Annotated in this window: 17 protein-coding genes; 16 read left to right on the top strand and 1 reads right to left on the bottom strand. The window is 60.5% G+C overall.

The window, feature by feature from the left end:
• The first annotated feature begins 139 nt into the window (after window positions 1-139).
• The 4 genes from typA to Q363_RS10965 all read left to right on the top strand — a co-directional run bounded on the left by typA (window position 140) and on the right by Q363_RS10965 (window position 5243).
• Window positions 140-1954, top strand: a complete 1815-nt coding sequence (typA, locus tag Q363_RS10950; RefSeq protein ID WP_035350048.1) for a translational GTPase TypA — start codon at window positions 140-142, stop codon at window positions 1952-1954.
• 621 nt (window positions 1955-2575) lie between these two features.
• Window positions 2576-3895, top strand: coding sequence for a glucuronyl esterase domain-containing protein (locus tag Q363_RS10955; protein WP_035350050.1), 1320 nt, complete (start codon window positions 2576-2578; stop codon window positions 3893-3895).
• A gap of 77 nt (window positions 3896-3972) precedes the next feature.
• Window positions 3973-4308, top strand: coding sequence for a WD40/YVTN/BNR-like repeat-containing protein (locus Q363_RS10960; protein ID WP_035350052.1), 336 nt, complete (start codon window positions 3973-3975; stop codon window positions 4306-4308).
• Window positions 4305-5243, top strand: coding sequence for a hypothetical protein (locus Q363_RS10965; RefSeq protein ID WP_035350055.1), 939 nt, complete (start codon window positions 4305-4307; stop codon window positions 5241-5243). Before Q363_RS10960 ends, Q363_RS10965 begins: the two co-directional genes overlap by 4 nt.
• Before the next feature lie 58 nt (window positions 5244-5301).
• On the opposite strand, the gene Q363_RS10970 is transcribed toward Q363_RS10965, so the two are convergent.
• A complete protein-coding gene (locus Q363_RS10970; RefSeq protein ID WP_035350057.1) occupies window positions 5302-5919 on the bottom strand; it encodes a superoxide dismutase in 618 nt (205 codons plus the stop codon).
• A 373-nt stretch (window positions 5920-6292) separates the two neighbouring features.
• Between Q363_RS10970 and Q363_RS10975 the strand changes: the two genes are divergently transcribed.
• The 12 genes from Q363_RS10975 to xrtJ all read left to right on the top strand — a co-directional run bounded on the left by Q363_RS10975 (window position 6293) and on the right by xrtJ (window position 23343).
• Window positions 6293-8734, top strand: coding sequence for a glycoside hydrolase family 15 protein (locus Q363_RS10975; RefSeq protein WP_035350122.1), 2442 nt, complete (start codon window positions 6293-6295; stop codon window positions 8732-8734).
• 118 nt (window positions 8735-8852) lie between these two features.
• Complete coding sequence (gene tkt / locus Q363_RS10980) at window positions 8853-10862, top strand: transketolase (RefSeq protein ID WP_035350059.1); 2010 nt, start codon at window positions 8853-8855, stop codon at window positions 10860-10862.
• A gap of 161 nt (window positions 10863-11023) precedes the next feature.
• Window positions 11024-11878 (top strand): oxidoreductase, encoded by an 855-nt coding sequence (locus tag Q363_RS10985; RefSeq protein WP_035350061.1) that lies wholly within the window; start codon window positions 11024-11026, stop codon window positions 11876-11878.
• A 72-nt stretch (window positions 11879-11950) separates the two neighbouring features.
• Entirely contained in the window at window positions 11951-12898 is a 948-nt protein-coding gene (gene gnd, locus Q363_RS10990; RefSeq protein WP_483782889.1) for a phosphogluconate dehydrogenase (NAD(+)-dependent, decarboxylating), read from the top strand.
• Window positions 12899-12926: 28 nt separating this feature from the next.
• On the top strand, window positions 12927-14483 hold the full coding sequence (zwf, locus tag Q363_RS10995; protein ID WP_035350065.1) for a glucose-6-phosphate dehydrogenase: 1557 nt from the start codon (window positions 12927-12929) through the stop codon (window positions 14481-14483).
• A gap of 80 nt (window positions 14484-14563) precedes the next feature.
• A complete protein-coding gene (gene pgl, locus Q363_RS11000) occupies window positions 14564-15361 on the top strand; it encodes a 6-phosphogluconolactonase (protein WP_035350067.1) in 798 nt (265 codons plus the stop codon).
• A gap of 1 nt (window position 15362) precedes the next feature.
• Window positions 15363-16412 (top strand): glucokinase, encoded by a 1050-nt coding sequence (glk, locus tag Q363_RS11005; protein ID WP_035350069.1) that lies wholly within the window; start codon window positions 15363-15365, stop codon window positions 16410-16412.
• A 103-nt stretch (window positions 16413-16515) separates the two neighbouring features.
• A complete protein-coding gene (locus Q363_RS42010) occupies window positions 16516-16809 on the top strand; it encodes a copper resistance CopC family protein (RefSeq protein WP_169746964.1) in 294 nt (97 codons plus the stop codon).
• Between the two features lie 27 nt (window positions 16810-16836).
• Entirely contained in the window at window positions 16837-18438 is a 1602-nt protein-coding gene (locus Q363_RS11015) for a copper resistance D family protein (protein ID WP_051978648.1), read from the top strand.
• A 124-nt stretch (window positions 18439-18562) separates the two neighbouring features.
• Complete coding sequence (locus tag Q363_RS11020) at window positions 18563-21169, top strand: M1 family metallopeptidase (protein WP_035350073.1); 2607 nt, start codon at window positions 18563-18565, stop codon at window positions 21167-21169.
• Window positions 21170-21430: 261 nt separating this feature from the next.
• Window positions 21431-21640, top strand: a complete 210-nt coding sequence (locus Q363_RS11025; protein WP_035350076.1) for a PExPT-CTERM protein — start codon at window positions 21431-21433, stop codon at window positions 21638-21640.
• A gap of 47 nt (window positions 21641-21687) precedes the next feature.
• Window positions 21688-23343: an exosortase J gene (gene xrtJ, locus Q363_RS11030; protein WP_245632160.1), complete on the top strand. Its 1656-nt coding sequence runs from the start codon at window positions 21688-21690 to the stop codon at window positions 23341-23343.
• The last annotated feature ends 6 nt before the right edge of the window (window positions 23344-23349 follow it).

Below are 23349 nucleotides of genomic sequence, written 5' to 3' on the forward strand. Positions count from 1 at the left end.
ATCAGCAAGAAATGCCAGTGAAATATCTGCTGCGGTTCGCTTTGCCGTGCCGGGAAACCGCTCACTACGTTAGACTAATAGTGACGCCCAAATCCCTATTTTATCCACTCTTAGGCGTGCAGACAGGACATTCAACGCAGTGAGCCAGCAGCCAATCCGCAATATCGCCATCATCGCCCACGTCGACCATGGAAAGACCACGCTTGTCGATGCCATGCTTCGCCAGTCCGGAACGTTCCGCGCCAATGAGGCGGTTGCTGACCGCGTCATGGACTCCAACGACCTTGAAAAGGAGCGCGGCATCACGATTCTGGCCAAGAACACGGCCATCCATTACATGGATTCGAAGATCAACATCGTCGACACGCCTGGTCACGCTGACTTCGGCGGCGAGGTGGAGCGCGCGCTGAAGATGGTCGATGGCGTGGTTCTGCTGGTCGACGCTTCGGAGGGTCCGCTGCCGCAGACGCGCTATGTGCTGTCGAAGGCGCTGGAGGCGAAGCTGACTCCGATCCTTGTGATCAACAAGATCGATCGGCCGGACGCTCGTCCGCAGGAGGTGGTGAACGAGGTGTATGACCTGTTCATCGACCTCGACGCCGATGAGAGCGTGCTCGAATTTCCGATCATCTACACCAATGGCAAGGCCGGAACAGCGACGATGGACCTGGCGACTCCAGGAACCGATCTGAAGCCGCTTTTTGAGCTGATCACCAACACGATTCCGGTCGCGAAAGGCGATCCGAATGGCGCGCTGCAGATCCTGGTGACGAACCTCGATTACTCCGACTATCTGGGCCGTCTTGCCATCGCTCGCGTCTTCAATGGGACGCTGACGACGGGTCAGGAAGTTGCGGTCTCGAAGACCGATGGGTCGCTGCAGAACGTGAAGATCACGAAGCTGTTCAGCTTCGACGGGCTGAAGCGCACGGACATCACGGAGACGACGCTGGGCGACATCGTTGCGATCGCCGGCGTTGCGGGCATCACGATCGGCGAGTCGATTACGAACATCGAGAATCCTGCTCCGCTGCCGCTGATCAAGATCGATGAGCCGACGATTGCGATCCAGTTTTCGGTAAACAACTCGCCGTTTGCGGGTCGCGAAGGTCAGTATGTGACGAGTCGCAACCTGAAGGAACGGCTGGAGAGGGAACTGCTGACGAACGTCTCGATTCGCGTCGAGGATACTGGTTCGCCTGAGACGTTCAAGGTGCTAGGGCGCGGCGAGTTGCAGCTCTCGGTGCTGATCGAGATGATGCGTCGCGAGGGCTTCGAGCTGATGGTCTCGCGTCCGGAGATCGTGACGCGGCGCATCGAGGACAAGTTGATGGAGCCGAACGAGCACCTGACGGTGGACGTTCCGGAGAGCTTTGTGGGAACGGTGATCGAGCGGCTTGGGCCTCGCAAGGGCGAGATGACCAAGATGACGAATCACGGCTCGGGGCGCGTGCGGATGGAGTTCATGATTCCTTCGCGCGGGCTGATCGGCCTGCGCTCGGAGATGCTAACTGAGACGAGGGGCACGATCATCATGAATTCCATTGCTGATGGTTATGTTCCTTACCAGGGCGAGATTCCGCAGCGTCCGACGGGCGCGCTGATCTCGGACCGCAACGGCACGACGACGACGTATGCGCTGAATGGGCTGCAGGACCGCGGCGTGCTGTTTGTCGGCGACGGAACCGAGGTGTATGAGGGCATGGTCGTGGGCGAGCACTCGCGCGATAACGACCTGGACGTGAACGCAGTTCGCGAGAAGAAGCTGACGAATATGCGCGCTTCAGGCTCGGACGACGCGCTGCGTCTGGTTCCTTACAAGCAGCAGACGCTGGAACAGGCGATCGAGTTCATCGCGGACGATGAGCTGGTGGAGGTGACTCCGAAGTCGCTGCGGCTGCGGAAGAAGGTGCTGCAGGCGAATCGGAGGCCGCGGAAGGGGCAGCTGGAGTAGTAGCCCCTCCCCCCTGTTTTTGGCAAAATCTTGGATCTAAAAGGTTTAGCCAAGGGGTTGAGGAGTAAATATTGAAGCTGTTGGACTTAAGTGTCAAAATATTGAAAATAAATGAGTTGATGAAGTGAGGCCCGGAGTGATCCCGGGCCTTTTCTTTTTCCTGACTACTTTTAGTTTAGCGGGTGGAGGGTAAATAATCGGCACTTTTTGGGGCTATTTTTTGGAGATAAGTCTTTTATTTTTATTGGTTTATAGGATTTATGGCGTATTCGGGGGGCTTGACAGCCATTTTCCGGGGAAAGTCTAGGGGGACGGTGCGAAATGGTGGGCGCAAAGGCGAACTACTACGATTCTTCCCCTTCGGCTTCGCTCAGGGCCAGAATGACGGGCCCTAACGAAATGGTGGGTGTTTCTGGTGAACTGCTGGGATTCTTCCCCCTTCGGCTTCGCTCAGGGTCAGAATGACGGCTTTGACGACATGGTGGGTGGTTCGGCGAACTACTGCGATTCTTCCCCTTCGGCTTCGCTCAGGGCAGAATGAGGTCTCTACCTTGAGGCGACAGGCGCTGTAATCCGTTAGTATTCGTGCGTTGGGAGACTGGTCGGGCCGGAGGGTTACGGATGAGGTTGCGGGTGGGGCTGTGGATGGCGGTGGGGTTGATGGGAATTCATGGTGGGTTTGCGCAGGGGCCGCGGCCGGAGGCTCCGGCTAGTCTGCCGCGTGAGGTGGCGGGGATTCCGGTGAACTATGACGAGGGGAAGGTGGGGACGTATACGCTTCCTGATCCTCTGGTGCTGAATGATGGCAAGCCGGTGAAGGATGCGAAGACCTGGACGATGCGGCGGCGGCCGGAGATTGTGCGGATTCTCGAGGCGCAGCAGTTTGGAGTGGAACCCGGACGACCGAAGGGAGAGCGCTTCGAGGTGGTGGAGAAGGGGACCGAGGCGCTGCGTGGGAAGGCGGTGCGGAGGAGGGTGGAGATTCATCTGCTGGCCAATAAGACGGCTCCGGTGATTCACCTGGTGGAGTATCTGCCGGCTGCGGTGAAGAGGCCGGTGCCGATGCTGCTGACGATCAGCTTTACGGCGCCTTCGAGCATGGTCGATGATCCGGGGCTTCCGGAAGGAGAGATTTGGGACGCGAAGACGAAGGCGAAGGTTCCGGCGAAGACGGGGCGGGAGTTTGGAAAGATCGATGTGGCGGCGTTTCTGGACGCGGGGATTGGGGTGGCTACGTTTTATTACGGCGATGTGGAGCCGGACTATGCGGAGGGGTTCTCGCAGGGCGTTCGCAGGTTTTATCTGAAGAAGAGGACGCGTGGGCCAGAGGAGTGGGGCTCGATTGCGGCGTGGGCGTGGGGAATGAGCCGGGTGGAGGACTACTTCGAGACGGACAAGAGCGTGGATGCCAAGCGGGTGGCGATCCATGGGGTCTCGCGGCTGGGCAAGACGGTGATGTGGGCGGGGGCGCAAGACGAGCGGTTTGCGGCGGTGATCGCGAGTTGCTCGGGCGAGGGCGGGGCGGCGCTGAGCCATCGGGATTACGGCGAGACGATTGCGCACCTGACGGCGCCTTCGCGATATCCGTACCAGTTCGCGGAAAATTTCGGCAAGTGGGCGGGGTTTCCGGACAAGGCTCCGATGGATGCGCACATGCTGGTGGCGCTGATTGCGCCTCGGCCGGTGCTGCTGCAGACGGGGACGACGGACTTCTGGTCGGACCCGAAGGGGGAGTTTTTAGCGGCGGTGGCGGCGGAGCCGGTTTATAGGCTGCTGGGCAAGGAAGGGCTGGGTCTTGGGCCGGATGGCTGGCCGGAGGCGAAGACTCCAGTGTTTCATGATATCGGGTATTACATGCATGATGGGGGGCATGGGATGGTTCCGGGGGATTGGCAGGTGTATGTGGAGTTTCTGACGGCGCATCTGCATCCGGAGCGGTGAGGAGCCGGGATGATATTTTTGTAAGCACTTCACTTACAGCGAGATCAGATGGCAATTCGCAATTGGGTTCTTTTGATTTGTACGTTGGCGATTCGCTTTGGGCCTGCGGAACGAATGAAACGATTGCGGTGTCGAGCGACGGTGGGCAAACGTGGGCAGTCCGACATCAGACGCGGGACGGCGACGTTCTTCTAGATATTGCTTTCGTGGATGCGATGACCGGCCACGCCGCAGGCACCGGCGGATTGTTGCTATCCACCACGGACGGCGGCACGACGTGGATTGCGCACAACTCAGGAGGCACAATTCAGCAATTCTCGTTCTCCGATGCCCGAAATGGGATTGCGCAGATCGGCGGAGTAGTGAAGCTACTGGGGATGGCGGAGACCACTGGCAAGAGATTGATGCGATGAAGAACGACGAGCGGGTTCGACCTTTCTCCGAGGTCGAGTCTGTAGCTGCATTGAACTCTTCTCATCTAGCGGTTGCTCTTCACCAGCCCGAAGGCGAGAATATTTTTCTTTCGACTGCGGATGGAGGGAAATCATGGACTCCAACGCATGTGAGCAACACCTTTGCCGGCACCCTGCTTGTGCGCAATGGGGAGTATTGGGCGTTTGGAATCGAGTATCTCGGACGGGAGCACAATCCGGGAGGAGGTTATAGTGCTCCGGTGGCGTTGCATTCGCCTGACGCGAGGAACTGGACGCATGGTGTGCGAGCGACCACCGAATTTCAAGCTTGTACGACGCAGGGGTGCATACTTCCATACGGTGTGATCGAGGTTTTGTACGGCGAGTCGGAGCGAATCTTCTCGCTCCCTCAAAATCTGCCGACAACGTCGAAATGGGCCATGGTGGGTACGAAAGTGTGCATTGTGGATGACGGGCTGGAGTGCGGAAGCGCGATTGCTTCGAATTCGCCGCAGCCAGCACCGGAGGATGCAACGTCGGCGATGTTTCAGGTGGCATACAACGAGCGATATCTGGACGGCTGTCTTGAGTGCCACCTGGGGGTGATGACGCCTGATCCGGCTTTTGCTGGACGTACGTTCTCTTTGCCGGGTGTCGTTGCGGCATTCACACAGAGAAGGGACGGGACTGTCGAAGATGTATCGGTCAACGGTCTTCCTAGCAAGCACCTGGCGGACGAGATATCTGGACAAATCTCAGGGTGGTTGCTGGAGCCCGCACACGATGGGACTGCTACGACCCCAATGCGGCGCGAGGTGAAGTTGCATGTCTCGTGTTTCGCAGGTTTTCCGGGGCATGCTGAGACGGCCAATTGTTCGGTTCGGCCAGCCGAGGGCGGGTCGAATGTTGGGCCTTCCGTCATGGTGATGAAGTGAGCACGTAATAGGAAGGGGCCGCCTGATGGCAGCCCCTTTTGCTTGTGCTGTATGAGGTTTACTTGTAGGATTTCGCGATTTCGAAGCGATTGTTGATCTCTTCCCAGTTGACGGTGTTCCACCAGGCGGCCAGGTAGTCGGGGCGGCGGTTCTGGTACTTGAGGTAGTAGGCGTGCTCCCAGACGTCGTTGCCGAGGATGGGGTAGGAGCCCTGGGAGATGGGGTTGTCCTGGTTGGCGCTGGTGACGATCTGGAGCTTTCCGCCCTTGAAGATGAGCCAGCCCCAGCCGGAGCCGAACTGCTTGGCGGTGGTCTCGTTGAAGAGCTTCTTGAAGGAGTCGAAGTCGCCGAAGTCGGCCTTGATCTGCTGGGCGATGGCACCGATGGGCTCGCCGCCGCCCTTGGGCTTCATGATCTGCCAGAACATGGTGTGGTTGACGTGGCCGCCGCCGTTGTTCTGAACGACCTTGCGGACGTCTTCGGGGATGGCGTTGAGGTCCTTGAGGAGGTCTTCGGGTGACTTGCTGCCGAGGTCGGGGTGCTTGTCGACGGCGCCGTTGAGGTTGGTGACGTAGGCCTGGTGGTGCTTGTCGTGGTGAAGCTTCATGGTCGCTTCGTCGATGTGGGGCTCAAGCGCGGCGTAGTCGTAGGGCAAGGGGGGAAGTTCGTAAGCCACTGTCGTCTCCTGTGTGTGTTCGTGGCCGGCCTGTCCTCAAGGTGCTTTGGGGGCCGGGCGGTTCGATTGTTTGGGCGTTCCGATTGTTTGAGATGCCAGCGACGCGCGGTGCGATGCAATTCGGAGCGCGCTCTGTTTTTTGTTGTGACCCCGGTCATGATAACGCAATCTAAGGATCGACATGCTTTTGCGGACGACATCGACGTCGAACATTTCCTGAGCAGTTCAGCTTACGAGAAATCGAGAACTCGCGAAATTTCACGACTCGCTTTGCTGCTGATCGTTTGGTTACAACGCGATGTGAATGGCATAGATATTGCACTCCCCTCGTCCGGGGAAACGGCAGGGAGGGATTTGCGCTTTAATGACAATCATGAGTGATCTTTCGACGAGTTATCGCTGGTTGGATGATGATGGTGCGGCCTTTGGGGCCCCGGGGCTGGAGCCGCGATGGACGTCGAGCCGGAAGGACGCGGTGGGGACAGCGTACTCGGCCTCGAGCTGCGTGTGGTACACGCTGTCGCATGGGACGCTGAACGAGATTTACTACCCGACGATCGACCGTCCGCAGACGCGGGACATGGAGCTGCTGTTCACCGACGGTGAGACGTTTGTGCATGAAGAGAAGCGGGATCTCGAATGCGCGTTCGAATATGTGGACGGCGATGCGCTGGCGGTGCGGCTGGTGTCTCGAGACCGGGGCGGACGCTACAAGGTGACGAAGGTGATCCTTTCGAACCCGCACTTTCCGACAGTGCTGATGCATGTGAAGGTGGAGGGCGATGAGGAGCTGCTGTCGCGGATGAAGTGTTATGCGCTGCTGGCGCCGCATCTGGATGGCGGTGGGGCAGGGAACTCGGCGCGGAGCGTGGATGTCGCGGGGAAGCGAAGCCTGATGGCGTGGAAGAACCGCACCTATCTGGCGATGGGTGCGGACTGCGGGTTTACGCGGTCGTCGTGTGGGTATGTGGGGGCAAGCGACGGGTACCAGGACCTCTTCGACGACATGCGGATGACATGGCAGTTCGGGAGCGCGCTGGATGGCAATGTCGCGGTGATGGGAGAGATCGACATCAGCCGGAAGCGGGAGTTCACGCTGGCGATCGCGTTTGGCGACGGGCCGCATGCGGCGCTGGCGGGGATGATGCAAAGCCTGGCGACTCCGTTTGTCGATCACCTGAAGCGGTTTCTGCTGCAGTGGAGCAGGGCGGCTTCGCCGGAGCGGCTGGCGGCGGCGGCGACCGATGGCGGGACGCTGATGCGGATCAGCCACAACGTTCTGCTGACGCATGAGGACAAGACGTTCTCGGGAGCGTTTATCGCTTCGGCGTCGATCCCGTGGGGCGCGTCGAAGGGAGACTCGGATTTAGGCGGGTATCACCTGGTGTGGACGCGGGACATGGTGCAGACGGCGTCGGCGCTGCTGGCGTGCGGGAGGACGGATACGGCGCTGCGGGCGTTGGTGTACCTGGCGTGTACGCAGAGGCCGGACGGGAGCTTCGCGCAAAACTTCTGGATTGATGGAACGCCGTACTGGCAGGGGATTCAGCTGGACGAGGTGGCGTTTCCGATCATCCTGGCGTGGCGGCTGTGGAAGCTGAATGGGCTGGGAAGCTTCAATGTGTTTCCGTTTGTGGAGCGGGCGGCGGCGTTTCTGGTGAAGTATGCGCCGATTACGCAGCAGGAGCGGTGGGAGGAGACGGCGGGGTACTCGCCGTCGACGCTGGCGGCGGTGATCGCGGGGCTGATCTGCGCGGCAGATATTGCGCGGGCGCATGGGGCGACGGAGCTGGGCGGGTTTCTGGAGTCGTATGCGGACTGGATCGAGGCGCATCTGGATGACTGGACGACGACGAACGACGGGATTCTGCTGAGTGACGTGAAGCGGCATTATGTGCGGGTGTGGCCGCCGTGCGCGGGAGAGCCGTTTCACGATCCGTCGGTGCCGGAGGCGTCGTTCCGGATTGCGAACCGGGAGCCGGGGGAGAAGTATGAGTTTCAGGCGTGCGAGGTGGTGGATGCGGGGTTTCTGGAGCTGGTGCGGTATGGGATCCGGCGGGCGGACGATCCGCTGATTGTGGACTCGCTGAAGGTGGTGGATCACAGCCTGAAGGTCGAGACGCCGTATGGGCCGTGCTGGCGGCGCTACAACCACGACGGCTACGGACAGAAGAAGGACGGCGGGGCGTATGAAGGATGGGGGCAGGGGCGGGCGTGGCCTCTGCTGGCGGGCGAACGGGCGCACTACGAGCTGGCGGCGGGAGGGGACTACAAATTGCTGATTACGGCGATGGAGCGGTTCAGCTCAAAGGGCGGGATGTTGCCGGAGCAGATATGGGATGCGCCAGATATTCCTTCGGAGAGCCTGCACCTGGGGCGGTCGGCGGGAGCGGCGCAGCCGCTGGTGTGGGCGCACTCGGAGTATCTGAAGCTGTTGCGCTCGGCGTCTGATGGGCGAGTCTTCGACCGGATAGCGATTGTGGAAGAGAGATACGCGGTTCAGAAGGGGGAGCGGCGGTTCAAGAATCATCACGAGATCTATTCGGAGGCCCGTCCGATCACGCGGATCCGGGCGGGATATACGTTGCGCATCGTGGATGCGGGGCATTTTCGCGTGGTGTATTCGACGGACAACTGGGCGACGGTGAACCAGACGATCGCGAACATGGTGGGTCCGGCGGGTTCGTATGTAGATATCGCGACGAGCGCGAAGCAGGCTGGAGTGATTGTGTTTACGCTGGCGTGGCCGGGCGAGGGCGGACCGGACCGCTGGCTGGGAAGAAATGTAGAGGTCACGGTTGTGCCATCCACATGAAAGGACTGGGAATGCAGTAATGCAGCCGGTCCCTGTACACTGAAGCGGATGTCTTGAAACGAGAAAACACCAAGATTGAGCGCGCACTTTTTGCGCGCTCTGAGGAAAAGGAAAAGTAATGAGCACACAGCAGATTGAGATCGACCAGCAGAATGCGATAGACCAGCTTTCTATCAACGCTCTCCGTTTTCTCGCCGTGGATGCGGTGGAAAAGGCCAAGTCGGGGCATCCCGGCGCTCCGCTGGGCTGCGCGCCGATTGCCTACCTGCTGTATCACAAGCTGATGAACCATGATCCTTCGGACCCGAAGTGGATCAACCGCGACAGGTTTGTGCTGTCGAACGGTCATGCTTCGGCGCTGCTGTACAGCGTGCTTCATCTGTCGGGGTATGAGCTGCCGATGTCGCAGCTGGAGCAGTTCCGCCAGTATGGATCGCACACGCCGGGGCATCCGGAGTATGGCGAGGCTGCGGGCGTGGAGGTGACGACCGGCCCGTTGGGACAGGGATTTGCGATGGCGGTGGGTATCGCCACGGCGGAGAAGCACATGGGCGCCGTGTATAACCGCGACGGGCACGCGATCATCGACCACTTCACGTATGTGCTTTGCGGCGACGGCGACCTGATGGAGGGCATCTCGCACGAGTCGGCATCGCTGGCGGGGACGCTGGGGTTGGGCAAGCTGATTGTGCTGTACGACGACAACCTGATCTCGCTGGATGGGCCGACGGAGTTGAGCTTTACCGAGAACGTGAGCGAGCGCTTCCGGGGCTACCACTGGCATGTGCAGATGGTGGACGACGGCAACGACCTGGAGGCCATCGAGGCGGCGATCAAGGCGGCGCAGGCGGAGACGACGAGGCCCTCGCTGATCCGGGTTCGCACGGTGATCGGATACGGCAGCCCGAAGGCGGGGACGAGCAAGGTACACGGCGAGGCGCTGGGCGCAGACGCGGTGAAGGCGACGAAGAAGAATCTCGGCTGGCCTGAGGACAAGACGTTCTACGTGCCCGAGGAGGCCGCGAAACACTGGGCTGAGGCGAAGGCGAAGGGCAAGAAGGTGAAGGCCGAGTGGGAGGCTGGATTCGTCGAGTACAAGATGGCGTATCCGGAGCCGGCGGCGGAGTTTGAGCGCGTGATCAAGGCCGAGCTGCTTCCTGGCTGGGAGAAGAAGATTCCTTCGTTCCCCGCGGACAAGCCGGTGGCGACGCGCAACGCGGGCCAGGTGGTGATGAACGCGATTGCGGGCGTGGTGCCGGAGTTGTTTGGCGGCGCGGCGGATTTGACGGCTTCGACGAAGACGATCTTCAAGGACTCAGGAAACTTCCATGTGGACCCGAAGGGGCGCAATGTGTACTTCGGGGTGCGTGAGTTTGGTATGTGCGCGATGGTGAACGGCATGGCGGCGCATGGCGGGCTGATTCCGTTTGGCTCGACGTTCTTTGTGTTTTCAGACTATGCGCGATCGGCGATCCGGATGTCGGCGCTGATGAACGCCCACTCGCTGTTTGTGTTCACGCATGATTCGGTGGGCCTGGGCGAGGACGGACCGACGCATCAGCCGATCGAACACCTGATGAGCCTGCGGCTGATTCCGCACCTCACGGATTTTCGTCCGGCGGATGCGAACGAGACGGCGGCGTGCTGGCAGCTGGCGCTCGAGCGCAAGAGCCCGAGCTTCATGGCGCTGTCGCGGCAGGACCTTCCGGTGCTGGACGCGGCGAAGTACAAGGTGAACGAGGGTGTGAGGAAGGGCGCGTATGCGCTGGATAACTCGGGCAAGGACATCATCCTGATCGCGACAGGCTCGGAGGTCTCGCTGATCATGAAGGCGGCGGAGGAGTTGAAGGCTGCGGGCATCAACGCGACCGTGGTCTCGATGCCGAGCTTCCGGCTGTTCGATGAGCAGGACGCGGCTTACAAGGCTTCGCTGTTCCCGGAGAACACTCCGAAGCTGGCGGTAGAGGCCGGCGCGACGATGGGCTGGTACAAGTACATCGGCCACAACGGCGGCGTGATCGGCATTGACCGGTTCGGCGCTTCCGCCCCGGGATCGATTGCGCTGGAGAAGCTGGGGATCAGCGTGGCGCATGTGGTCGAAGAGGCGAAGAAGCTGGTGAAGAAGTAAGAAGAGCGGGCGAGGGATATCTTCCTCGCCCGTTGTTTTGCCCTGGGGAGCGCATCAAGCCACTGGGTGCGAGCATCCAAAGCACGTACAGACAAGAGCGCTGGATCAGGCGGGGCGACTGGATAACAGGACGAATGCGCAGTCAGCTTTCTGGAGAGAGCATGGAAGAGAAGAAGAATCCACGGACCTGGTTTATCACGGGAAGCTCGAGCGGGTTTGGCCGCCTGTTGGCGGAAGAGGTCTTGAAGTCCGGCGACAACGTGGTGGCGACGGCGCGCAGGGTGGAACAGGTGGACGATCTGGAACGGAAGTATCCGGGTCATGCGCTGGCGCTTCCACTGGATGTGACGAAGCAGGAGCAGGTGGATTCCGCGGTGGTGAAGACACTGGAGCGCTTTGGTCGCGTGGATGTGCTGGTGAATAACGCTGGATATGGCGTGCTGGGCGCGATCGAAGAGGTCTCCGAGGCTGAATTTTCGCCGATGTACGAGACGAATGTGTTCGGACTGCTGCGCGTGACACGTGCGTTTCTGCCGCAACTTCGCAGGCAGAGGAGCGGGCACATTCTGAATCTGTCGTCGATCGGAGGATTGACGGCGGGGCCGGGATGGGGGCTGTACCAGGGCACGAAGTTTGCGGTGGAGGGATTGTCAGAGGCGCTAGCCCAGGAGGTGGCGCCGCTGGGGATCAAGCTGACGATTGTCGAGCCCGGGCCTTTTCGTACGGACTTTCTGGGGCGGTCGGGTGTTGCGGCTGCGAAGAGGATTGAGGACTACGACGCGACGGCGGGCAACGCACGGCGCTATCTGAAGGACCAGGACGGCAAGCAGCCGGGCGATCCGCTGAAGGCGGTACACGCGATGATGCAGGTGGTGGATGAGGAGAATCCGCCGCTGCGGCTGTTGCTGGGAGCGGGAGCTTTGAAGCGGGTTCGCGAAAAGATTGAGAAGTGGCAGAGGGAGCTTGCCGCCTGGGAGCAGGTGACGGTGGGCGCGGATTTTCCTCCGGGACAGTGAGACTGCGGTTCGTGAGGTATTTGGGCGGCGCAGGCGTTGGTTCTGGTTCGAGTGCGCTGATGGACGCGAAGGATTCTCAACACGGCATCGCCGTCTAGCAAGAAAGGAAGGATGATGGAACTCGGAATCATTGGACTCGGCAAGATGGGCTTCAATATGGCGGAGCGCCTGAAGCTGGCCGGACACAAGGTGGTCGGCTTCGACTTCAACAAGGAGGCCACGGCGAAGCTGACGACGAACGGATCGCTGGGCGTGATTTCATTGGAGGAGCTGGTGGCGAATCTGCAGGCGCCGCGTGCGATCTGGATCATGGTTCCTTCGGGCGATCCGGTGGACCACACGATTCAGAGCCTGGAGGGCCTGCTGTCGCAGGGCGACACGATCATCGATGGCGGCAACTCGAACTATAAGGACACGCAGCGGCGCCATGCGCAGGTGAAGTCAACCGGCCTTGAGTATGTGGACTGCGGGACGTCCGGCGGCGTGTGGGGGCTGAAGGAGGGCTACAGTCTGATGATCGGCGGCGATAAGGCTCCAGTGGAGCGGCTGACGCCGATCTTTCAGGCGCTGGCGCCTTCGCCGACGGAGGGCTGGGGCCATGTGGGGCCTTCGGGTTCGGGGCATTTTGTGAAGATGGTGCACAACGGTATCGAGTACGGCCTGATGCAGGCGTACGCGGAGGGCTTTTCGGTTATGAAGGCGAAGGAGCCGCTGCATCTCGATCTGACGCAGATTGCGCACATCTGGCAGAAGGGTTCGGTGGTGCGGTCGTGGTTGCTGGATTTGACGGCGGATGCGCTGGACAAGAATCCGACGCTGGCGGGGTTGGAGGCGTGGGTTCCGGACTCGGGCGAAGGCCGGTGGACGGTGATGGAGGCGATCGACCTGAATATTTCTGCGCCGGTGATTACGGAGTCGCTGATTCGCCGGCTGCGGTCGCGCGAGGAGAACAACTTTACGGATCGCATGATCTCGATCATGCGCGGCGCCTTTGGCGGTCACGAGGTCAAGAAGGCCTAACTTTCAGGAGTTTTGAAGGGAGTACGATATGGCGACTACACAAGTTCAAGTCTCACCGGATACTGAGTCTGCAGCGAGGAATGCAGAGCGCACGCCGGACCCGTGCATCGTCGTGATCTTCGGAGCGTCGGGCGATCTAACGAAGCGCAAGCTGCTGCCTGCGCTGTATCACCTGCAGCAGGGCGGCCTTCTGCCGCAGGACTTCGCGGTGCTGGGCGTGGCGCGGCGGACGCTCGAGCAGAGCTTCGCTCCGGACATGAAGGAAGGCATCATCGCGGGCGGCGGCGTGGAGGACAACGATCCGAAGCTGGTGCCGTTTGTGGAGCGGATTCAGTACTACGCGATGAACTTCGACGATGCGAAGGGATATGAGGGCTTGACGAAGAAGCTGGCCGAGATGGACGGCAAGTACAAGACGCGCGGGAATCGCCTGTTTTACCTAGCGACGGCGCCGGAGTACTTCTCGGACATTGTGAAGTTCCTGGGCGAGCATGAGATGGCGCAGCCGGAGCCGGACGCGAGCGGCAAGGCTCCGTGGGTGAGGACGATCATCGAGAAGCCGTTCGGGCACGATCTGGATTCGGCGCGTGCGCTGAACGATGAGGTGAACAAAGTCTTCAACGAGGACCAGATCTTCCGCATCGACCACTACCTGGGCAAGGAGACGGTGCAGAACATCCTGGTGTTCCGGTTTGCCAATGGGATCTTCGAGAACGTGTGGAACCGGAACTATATCGACCACGTGGAGATTACGGCGGCAGAGTCGATCGGGATCGAGGGCCGCGGGCCGTTCTACGAGCAGGCGGGCGCCCTGCGCGATGTGGTGCAGAACCATGTGATGGAGCTGTTGAGCTTTGTTGCGATGGAGCCGCCGGTGTCGTTCCAGGCAGACGCGGTTCGCGCGGAGAAGGTGAAGGTGTGGAGGGCGATTACGCCGATTCATCCCGCCGACACGGTGCGTGGACAGTACGGGCCGGGCATTGTGGACGGCAAGCCGGTTCCGGCATATCGCCAGGAGGATCGTGTGCATCCGCGATCGCAGACGGAGACGTACGCTGCGCTGCGGCTTGAGATCGAGAACTGGCGCTGGGCCGGCGTGCCGTTTTACATACGCGCGGGCAAGCGGCTGGCCAAGCGCGTGACGGAGATTACGGTGCAGTTCAAGCAACCGCCGATGCTTCTGTTCAAGGGCGGCGAGTGCCATGACTCAAGCGCGATCAAGCCGAACCTGATCTCGATGCGGATTCAGCCGGATGAGGGCATCTCGCTGCGGTTTGGAGCGAAGCTGCCGGGGCCGAGCATGGACATCGCGCCGGTGCAGATGAACTTCAACTATGCGGATGCGTTTGGCAAGTCGTCAGCCAATGGCTACGAGCGGCTGCTGCTGGATGCGATGCTGGGCGACGGCACGCTGTTTGCGCATCGCGACGGCGTGGAGGCGACCTGGGCGCTGATGACGCCGATTCTGAAGGCGTGGGCGGAGAATCCGGTGAAGGACTTTCCGAACTATCCAGCGGGGACATGGGGACCGTCGGCGGCGGATGCGCTGCTGGAGTCTGAGGGGCGCAAGTGGCGTAAGCTGTGATTCAAACAAGAGGCTCCCGGCGTCTGGCGTCGGGAGCTTTTTCGTGTACTGAAGGAATTTCACTCGAGAGACTCAAGACCATGCCGCGTCCTGTGACTGTTACGTATTGCATCTCTTCGACACCGGCAGAGGTGGCGAAGGCTGCTGCTGAGTTGTTCGCTTCTGCTGCTGCGGCGGCTGCGAGTGTGCGTGGGATTGCGCGGGTGGCGATCTCGGGAGGGACGACGCCGAAGGCGATGTTCGCGCTGCTGGCCGATCCTTCGCAGCCGTTTGTGAAGCAGGTGCCATGGGACAGGCTGGACTTATATTGGGTGGATGAGCGGTGCGTGGGGCCGGATGATCCGGAGTCGAACTATCGGATGACGCGGGAGGCGCTGCTGTCGAAGGTGCCACTGCCGGCGGAGCGAATTCATCGCATGGAAGGTGAACTGGAGCCGGAGGAGGCGGCGGCGCGGTACGAGGCTGCGATCCGCAACGGCTTTCGGCTGGAGGGCGCGGAGACGCCGACCTTCGACCTGGTGCTGCTAGGGATGGGGGACGATGGTCATACGGCCTCGCTGTTTCCGCACACTGAGGCTCTGAACGACATGACCCACATCGTGGTGGCGAACCATGTGCCGCAGAAGGACACGTGGCGCATTACGCTGACCTGGCCGGTGATCAACCAGGGCAGGGAGGTGGCGTTTTTGATCGAGGGCGAGAAGAAGGCGCAGGTGTTGCACGATGTTCTGCTGGGGCCGTATCAGCCGGAGACGTATCCCTCGCAGATCATTCGTCCGGCGAGCGGAAAGCTGACGCTCTTGCTGGATGCGGCGGCAGCATCTAAGCTTCCTGCACCGGCAGATGGCGGTTCGACCGGAATTCTGGAGCTTAAGTAAGATGATTTTGGCTGGCGACGTCGGGGGAACGAAGGTTCACCTGGCACTCTATGATTTCTCCGGCGGGCGGCTGCATCCGATCCGCGATCAGAAGTTTCCTGCGCACGAATTTGCGGCGCTGGATGCGGTGGTGAACGCATTTCTGGCTGGCGATGACAAGAGCCCCGCGACGAAGCGGGAGGAGATTCTGGCGGCATGTTTTGGCGTGCCGGGGCCAGTGCGGAACGGACGGCTGAAGCTGACGAACCTGCCATGGACGCTGGATGTTCGCGATCTGTCGCGGTTGCTTTCCATTCAACACGTCTTTCTGATCAACGATCTTGAGGCGAATGGCTACGGGATTCCGGAGCTGGCGCCGGAGATGGTCTACACGCTGCACAAGGGCGATGAGAATGCCGTGGGGCACAGGGGCCTGGTCTCGGCGGGAACAGGGCTGGGCGAGGCGCTGCTGATATGGGACGGCAAGACGCATCAACCGATCCCTTCGGAGGGCGGTCACTGCGACTTTGCAGCGCGGACGCAGAGAGAGGTGGCTCTGCTGGAGTATCTACACGGCAGGCTGAATGGACGCGTGAGCTTTGAGCGCGTGGTCTCGGGGCTGGGGATCAAGAACGTCTACGAGTTTCTGTGCGATGTGGAGAAGATGGATGAGCCGAAGTGGCTGTGTAATCGCATGGCCGGCGAAGACCCGAATGTGGTGATCGGCGAGTGTGCGGAGGATGGGTCGAGTTCGATCTGCTTTGAGACGATGAAGATCTTTGCCTCGGCGTATGGGGCGGAAGCGGGCAATCTTGCCCTGAAGGTGCTGGCTACGGGTGGGATCTACCTGGGCGGGGGGATCGCTCCGAAGCGGCTGAAGACGATGCAGAATGGATTTTTCATGCAGGCGTTTATGGACAAGGGGCGGATGTCGCCGCTGCTGCAGTCGATTCCTGTGCGGGTGATCCTGGATGACACGTGCGCCCTGCTGGGTGCGGCGGCGTATGCGGAGGCGCGTGCGGCGGAGTTGTGCGGGCGCTCGGAGAGGGCGGAGTCAGTACAGCTTTCCTGAAATCGAAATCGAAAGAGGACGTATGAAGGCAATTCGTTTTTTCGCAAGGCGTTCACTGCTTGCTGTAGTTTCATTCGCGATCATACTTGCGCCGAGGCTTGCCTTGGCACATGCGGTTTTGGTGGTATCGACACCATCGGCCCATGCGACGGTGAAAGGGCCGGAGATGACGGTCCATCTCAAGTTCAATTCGCGCATTGATGGCACTCGCTCGCGTTTGTATCTGGTGGAACCGAGTGGACAGGTTCGGATGCTGACGCTTGCGCCGCAGGACGCGGCCGATTCGCTTGCCGCAGAGAGTGTGAAATTGAGCGCGGGCGAGTACACGATTCGCTGGCAGGTGCTTGCAGCCGATGGGCACATCACGCGCGGTGAGATTCCGTTTGTGGTTCAATAGCCTCTTTCTTGATCCTGGTACTTTCTTGTGATCTGGCTACTCAAAGACTTCGACCTGCTCTCCGTGCTGTTGCGAGCTGCATCGCTGGCGCTGGAGGCGTTGACTGTCGGCGGCGTGGCGTTTCTCCTGCTCGTGGCGCTGCCGGGGGGAATTGCTTCCGATACAGTGCGGAGGCTTCGCACCGTAGTGGGTCGGTTCGCGCTGGCGCTTGCCAGTGTAGAGGTCCTTGCGATCGCTACCAGCTCAGCTATTCTCATCGGCGGTTCCGGCTTCACCTTTGGCGAGGTGGCCACCGCTGATTTCTTTTACTGGGGAATTCTGCTGTCGGTGAGCGCGCTGGCGCTCTTTCTCTTGATGCGCTCCGAGTCGCGCTGGAGGTTATTTGCGTGTGCGCCGTTCGCGTTGCTGGTGTTGCTGGCGTCGGTCGCGATGAGCCATGCCGCGGCGCGGCTTGATCATCGCGGGATTCTGCTGGCCCTCACGATGTTGCATCACGTGGGCGCCGCGGCGTGGATCGGTGCCATGCCGTTTCTGCTGATCGCTCTGCGCCGTGAGGAAGGCCATGGGGCTGCCGGACGGTATGTTCGCCGCTTTTCGACCATGGCGATTGCCTCTGTCTCTGTGCTCGTGCTCGGCGGAGTTGGAATGGCTGTTTTCTATATCGGCTCTTGGCAGGGGGTGTATGGAACAACCTACGGTGTCATGCTCCTGGCCAAGACGTATCTGCTGCTCCTGATTCTTGGAATGGGCGCGGGCAATTTCTTTCTGGTGCGGCAGATTGAGCGCGCACCTGCTCCTTTGCTGGTGCGTTTGCGGCGCTTCAGCGAAGCAGAGATCGGCCTGGGCTTTACGGCGATTCTTGCGGCGGCGTCGCTCACGTCGCAGCCGCCTGCTGTTGACCTGACTCGGGACCGTTTGACAGGCCACGAGATCCTAGAGCGCATGCGCTGGGTGCAGCCACGCTTGACGAGTCCGCCTTTTGCGGCCTTGGCGCCGGCTTCTTCGATGCAGGTTGCAATTCAGAAGTCTGTTTTCAGTTCTGGATCGGAGCAGGATGCGAATGATCGTGCATGGAGCGAATACAACCACCACTGGGCCGGATTGATCGTGCTGGCTGCCGGATTGCTGGCGCTGATGGCACGTTCAAAGCGGTTCAAGTGGGCGCAGCACTGGCCTCTGTTATTTATCGGGCTGGCGGTGTTCATCGTGCTGCGCGCGGATTCGGAGAACTGGCCGCTCGGTCCTCGATCCTTCTGGGCCAGCTTTTCCTCTCCGGATGTATTGCAGCATCGCATGTATGCGCTGCTGATTACGGCATTCGCGATCTTTGAGTGGGCGGTGGAGACAGGGCGGTTCAGGTCGCGTGCGGTTTCCTATGTGTTTCCGCTGCTATGTGCTGCCGGAGGCGCCTTGTTGCTGACTCATTCGCACGCGCTGGGAAACATCAAGGAAGAGATGCTGACGGAACTGAGCCATACTCCTGTTGCCCTGCTGGGCGCGATGGCTGGCTGGAGCCGCTGGCTGGAACTACGGCTGCCCGGAAAACGTGACGCAAGGATCGCCTCGTATGTGTGGCCAGTGTGTCTTGTGCTTGTGGGAGTGGTTCTGCTCGACTATCGGGAGACATGAGGGTGAATGATCGCAAGATCGAGCACGTCTAGTGGCCTCTGTCCGTCACAAAATACGCAGTCGTGTTGACGGTTTTCGTGGGTGGATCCCGGGATGCAAGGGCGTTTGCGTATGCTAGAAGAGTATGACTTTGAAAGCGGTTGTTCGTTCCTCAGTCCTGGCCTTTGCCTTCGTCTTCACCACAATCACTGCTGTTCAGGCTCAACGCCTTCCCGGCGGAGTTCACCCGGAGCATTACTCTCTTGTCCTGACGCCTGATCTGAAGGCGGCGACCTTTGCTGGCGAGGAGACAATCGATCTTGTGCTGGGTCGTCCGACGACGGCGATCACGCTGAATGCGGCGGAGATCAAGTTTCTTTCGGTAAAGGCAGGTGCGCAGACGGCGCAGGTCTCGCTGGATGAGGAGAAAGAGCAGGCGACGTTCACATTTGCGCAGTCGCTGCCCGCCGGCAACGTGACGCTCAGCGTCAGCTACACGGGCATTCTGAACGACAAGCTGCGCGGGTTTTATCTTTCGAAGACGAAGGCGCGGAACTATGCGGTGACGCAGTTTGAGCCTACGGATGCGCGGAGGGCTTATCCGAGCTTTGACGAGCCGGCGCTCAAGGCGACCTATGACATCGCGCTGGTGATCGATGCGGGCGACAATGCGATTGCGAATACGCAGGTGGTTTCGGATACTCCGGGGCCGGTTGCGGGCAAGCACACGGTGAAGTTTGCGACGACTCCGAAGATGTCGACGTACCTGGTGGCGTTTCTGGTGGGCGACTTCAAGTGTACGACGGGCAAGGCGGATGGCGTGCCGATTCGTGCGTGCTCGACTCCAGACAAGGTGGAGATGACGAAGTTTGCGCTGGAGAGCGCGGAGTACATCCTGCCGTACTACGACAAGTATTTCGGGATTAAGTATCCGATGCCGAAGCTGGACATGGTTGCGCTGCCGGACTTTGAGGCGGGCGCGATGGAGAACTTCGGCTGCATTACGTATCGCGAGACGGACCTGCTGGTGGATGAGAAGACGGGTGCGATTCCGGCGAAGAAGCGCGTTGCGATTGTGGTGGCGCACGAGATGGCACACCAGTGGTTCGGCGACATGGTGACGATGCAGTGGTGGGACAACCTGTGGCTGAACGAGGGCTTTGCGACGTGGATGGAGTCGAAGCCGGTGGCGAAGTGGAAGCCGGAGTGGAACTTTCCGCAGGACGATGCGCGCGACCTGGACGAGACATTGAACCTCGATTCGCAGAAGACGACGCGGACGATTCGCGCGAAGGCGGAGACGCCGGGCGAGATCAACGAGATGTTTGACGGCATTGCGTACGGCAAGGCCGGCGCGGTGCTGGGGATGGTGGAACACTACCTGGGCGAGGAGGTCTTCCGGCAGGGCGTGCACAACTATCTTGCGGCGCATCTGTATGCGAATGCGACGGCGGAGGACTTCTGGAACGCGCAGACGGCGAACTCGCATCAGCCGGTGGACAAGATCATGCAAAGCTTCGTGACGCAGCCGGGGGTGCCTCTGCTGACGTTCTCGCAGCAGGTCGCGGGCGGGGCTCCTGTCGCGCAGAGCCGCTTCTTTCTTTCGGCAACGGCAGGAGGAGATAAGCAGCAGCGTTGGACGCTGCCGGTCTGCCTGAAGACGGAAGGAAAGCCTGTCTGCCGGGTTGTGAATTCTGGGGATGCGGCGGTCCCGGTTCCTGCGGATGTGAAGATTCCGTTCTTCTATGCGAATGCGGGGGCGAAGGGTTATTACCGCACGGCGTATACGAGGGATCAGTTGGAGGCGATTACGGCGAAGGCTGAGATGTCGCTGACTCCGCCGGAGCGGATTGGGCTGCTTGGAGATCGTTGGGCGCTGGTTCGCTCGGGCCAGGGAACGGTGGGGGACTATCTGAAGCTTGTGCTGGCGCTGAAGAGCGATCCGAACGGGTTTGTGATGGAGACGGCGCTCGACAAGGTGAAGTCGATCGACGCGCGCATTGCTACGGATGAGGACCGGAAGCAGCTTGCTGCCGTGCTGCGGCGCGAATTTGGGCCGGTGTATGCGGAGCTGGGGCATCCGGTCCACGGGGAATCGTACGACCGGCAGGAGCTTCGTGCGGAGCTGATGGAGGTTCTTGGCGCGGCCGAGGATCCTGCTGTGCTGGCCGAGGCAAAGGAGCTGACCGATCGCTCGTTTGCTGACGGGGCGCGGAGGGACAAAGGGCTCGATCCGATCCTGACCGACTCGGCTCTTGCCGTGACAGCGGCACATGGGGATGCAGCGCTGTACGAAAAAGTACTGGCGGCGAGCAAAGACCCGAGCGATCCGGGCTTGCAGTCGGAGGCGCTGCGGACACTGGCGTACTTCCGGAGTCCGGAGCTGGTGACGAGAACGCTGGACTATGCGGTGTCAGGCCAGGTGAGGAACCAGGACAGCTGGATTCCGATCGCGATTCTGCTGGGCGGACGAGATACACGCGACCAGGCCTGGAGCTATGTCCAGCAGAACTGGGATAAGGTCCATGCGCAGATGACGACGGCCTCCGGGGCGCGCATTGTGGCTGCGGCGGGGTCGTTCTGCTCGGTGGAGAAGCGGGACGAGGTGGTGAGCTTCTTTGGGACGCATAAAGTGGATGCGGCGCAGCGCACGCTGGCCAAGGCGATCGACAACATTAACGACTGTGTGCAGCTTCGCAAGGCGCAGGAGCCGGGGCTGCATCAGTGGCTTGAGAGCAATACGAGGCCGTGACGGTTTCGGTACCGTTAAGCGTTAAACGCCGGAGTGCGCTGAATCAGTGGGCTCCGGCGTTTTCTTTGCCTGTCGTGCCGCCGCAGGAAGCGGAGCGGTGAATTTCAGTCCGTTCATGCTGGCAAACGCAAGATGCGTTGAGGTCTGTGAGGTCAGGCATGCGATTGCGGGGCGATATACCCCACAAAAGTGTTAGGAAACAAGCACTAATGTGCGTTGACTTTGAATTGGTGCACCGATAGTTTCCCAGAAGAGGACACCATGAAGAAATCACTCCTGATTCTCGGCCTTACTCTCTTCCTTTCGGCAGCCCTCCCGCTCCATGCACAAGGTGGAACGATCATCACGGACGGCGACTGCACGGACTCGCCGGAGAACCCAACTGTCATTCTCGCTGTGGTGGGCTCCGCGGGCGCGTTTCTGGCCTCGGCGCGCGGGCGGATCAAGATTCGGCGCGACTCCTCGAAATAACTCGCGGGGCAATCTCTCCGCTCTTACACGTTGTTCTACGGATCGGCATGTCAACTATTCCGGCGACTGACCTTCGCCCTCAACTCTCGTCGTGGGCTACCAGGCTCTCGCCGCCGCAGGCTGCGGGACTGGCGGCTGGTCTTGCGGTGCTCGGCCTGTCGAGCATCCGATCGACCGCACTCTTCCTATGGGGCATGTGGACGACGGACGCGTTGAAGTCGATCGGGATGATGATCCCGCTGGTCAGCTTCATCCTGATCCTTCGCGCATGGCGGTCGCTGGGCTGGGAGATGAATGGAAGCTGGTGGGGGATGGCCATCCTCGCCGTTACGATCGCCGCTGTGCATCTTCGCGATCAGGCGATTCTGATCTTTGTTCTCTCGCCACAGTGGAACATCTACCTCCCTCCGCATTCGCTGGTCGCGTTTGCGTATGTGTCGGGTGTGGTCCTGCTGTTTGGGGGGACGAAGCTGTATCGCGCAGCGCTGTTTCCGATCATCCTGATGTGGTTCGTCAATCCGGTTCCGCACATCTTCAACGTCTTTGTCGACCTGCCGCTGCAGCGGGTCTCGGCGCACGTCGCGCGAGCGTTTGCGATGGCGCTGGGCCAGCCTCTGACGCCGGACCAGATGCGGCTGATGTTCACGCCAAACTTCGGGATGTTCATCGCTCCGGGCTGCAATGGCATTCGCGGAGCAGTGACGATGGGCTTTATCTCCCTGGTGGCGGGATACGTCTACCGGTTCCGGTGGTACGTGCATGCCTCGATTGTTGCCGGCGCGGTTCTGCTGGGGTATGTCTTCAACTTTGCGCGACTCTGCCTGCTGGTGATCTATTACATCATCGCGCTGCGGTTCACGTGGCTTCAGAACAAGGCGAAGCTGGCCGACTACATTATTGGTGGGTGTCTCTTTCTGGGAGCGACCTTTCTTCTCTTCCACGTCGTTCGGAGGTTTGGAGACTCCACGCGGCGTGCGGCACCCGAAACGCAGGAGATGGAGGAGCCCTCTCAGGGATCGAGGCTGTTCGTGCGGATTCGGTTTGCAGTGATGGCCATGATAGCCGTGTTTGGCTGCTACGGGACCGCTCGCGCAGTGATGCACGATATTGGCGGCGATGCTGCGCAGACGAGGACCAGCCCAACCTCTCCTGGTGCGTTTCCCGAGCGCATTGGCGGCTATTCGCTGGTTCGCACATGGAATGAGACCCTCGTTACTGGTCCGCTGTTGTTCCACTGGGCCGAGTATGCGCCCGCCGATGGCGGTACGCACATCTCGCTGGGCGTCTCGCCGGTGCTTGGTTCGCACGACACACTGATCTGTCATTCGGCGCGCGGAGAAGATCCGCTCTGGCGCGATCAGCTGACGGTCGAGATGGCGAACCATGTCTCCGTCGGCTTCAGCGCGGCGTTGTATAACAACGGCGCAGTGCAATATCTTGAGGCGACGACGATCTGTAGCGGATCGAAGTGCGGCGAGTATTCGAACGATCGAAGACACTTCGGCTTTGTGTACAGCAAGCCCGATCCTCATGCTCTGTTCTCACAGGATCCGCAGCGTCCTATTCCCATTCTGCTGAAGGCAGAGACGCTGGATACGACGATGCTGCCGGAGGTGGCGCGAGTGAAGTTGTCTGCGGATATGACCGAGTTCCTGTCTGCGGCCGATCTCGATGCTCTCTTGCAGCCATACAGGCGGAGGTAGCGAGCC

This window comes from Edaphobacter aggregans DSM 19364 (genome assembly GCF_000745965.1).
In the GTDB taxonomy this organism is placed as follows: Bacteria; Acidobacteriota; Terriglobia; order Terriglobales; family Acidobacteriaceae; genus Edaphobacter; species Edaphobacter aggregans.

Bases quoted from the DNA above. Each gene is read 5' to 3' on its own strand.
- Q363_RS10955 (WP_035350050.1), top strand. From the start codon at position 2,576: ATGAGGTTGCGGGTGGGGCTGTGGATGGCGGTGGGGTTGATGGGAATT.
- Q363_RS10965 (WP_035350055.1), top strand. From the start codon at position 4,305: ATGAAGAACGACGAGCGGGTTCGACCTTTCTCCGAGGTCGAGTCTGTA.
- Q363_RS10975 (WP_035350122.1), top strand. From the start codon at position 6,293: ATGAGTGATCTTTCGACGAGTTATCGCTGGTTGGATGATGATGGTGCG.
- tkt (WP_035350059.1), top strand. From the start codon at position 8,853: ATGAGCACACAGCAGATTGAGATCGACCAGCAGAATGCGATAGACCAG.
- Q363_RS10985 (WP_035350061.1), top strand. From the start codon at position 11,024: ATGGAAGAGAAGAAGAATCCACGGACCTGGTTTATCACGGGAAGCTCG.
- zwf (WP_035350065.1), top strand. From the start codon at position 12,927: ATGGCGACTACACAAGTTCAAGTCTCACCGGATACTGAGTCTGCAGCG.
- pgl (WP_035350067.1), top strand. From the start codon at position 14,564: ATGCCGCGTCCTGTGACTGTTACGTATTGCATCTCTTCGACACCGGCA.
- glk (WP_035350069.1), top strand. From the start codon at position 15,363: ATGATTTTGGCTGGCGACGTCGGGGGAACGAAGGTTCACCTGGCACTC.
- Q363_RS11020 (WP_035350073.1), top strand. From the start codon at position 18,563: ATGACTTTGAAAGCGGTTGTTCGTTCCTCAGTCCTGGCCTTTGCCTTC.
- Q363_RS11025 (WP_035350076.1), top strand. From the start codon at position 21,431: ATGAAGAAATCACTCCTGATTCTCGGCCTTACTCTCTTCCTTTCGGCA.
- xrtJ (WP_245632160.1), top strand. From the start codon at position 21,688: ATGTCAACTATTCCGGCGACTGACCTTCGCCCTCAACTCTCGTCGTGG.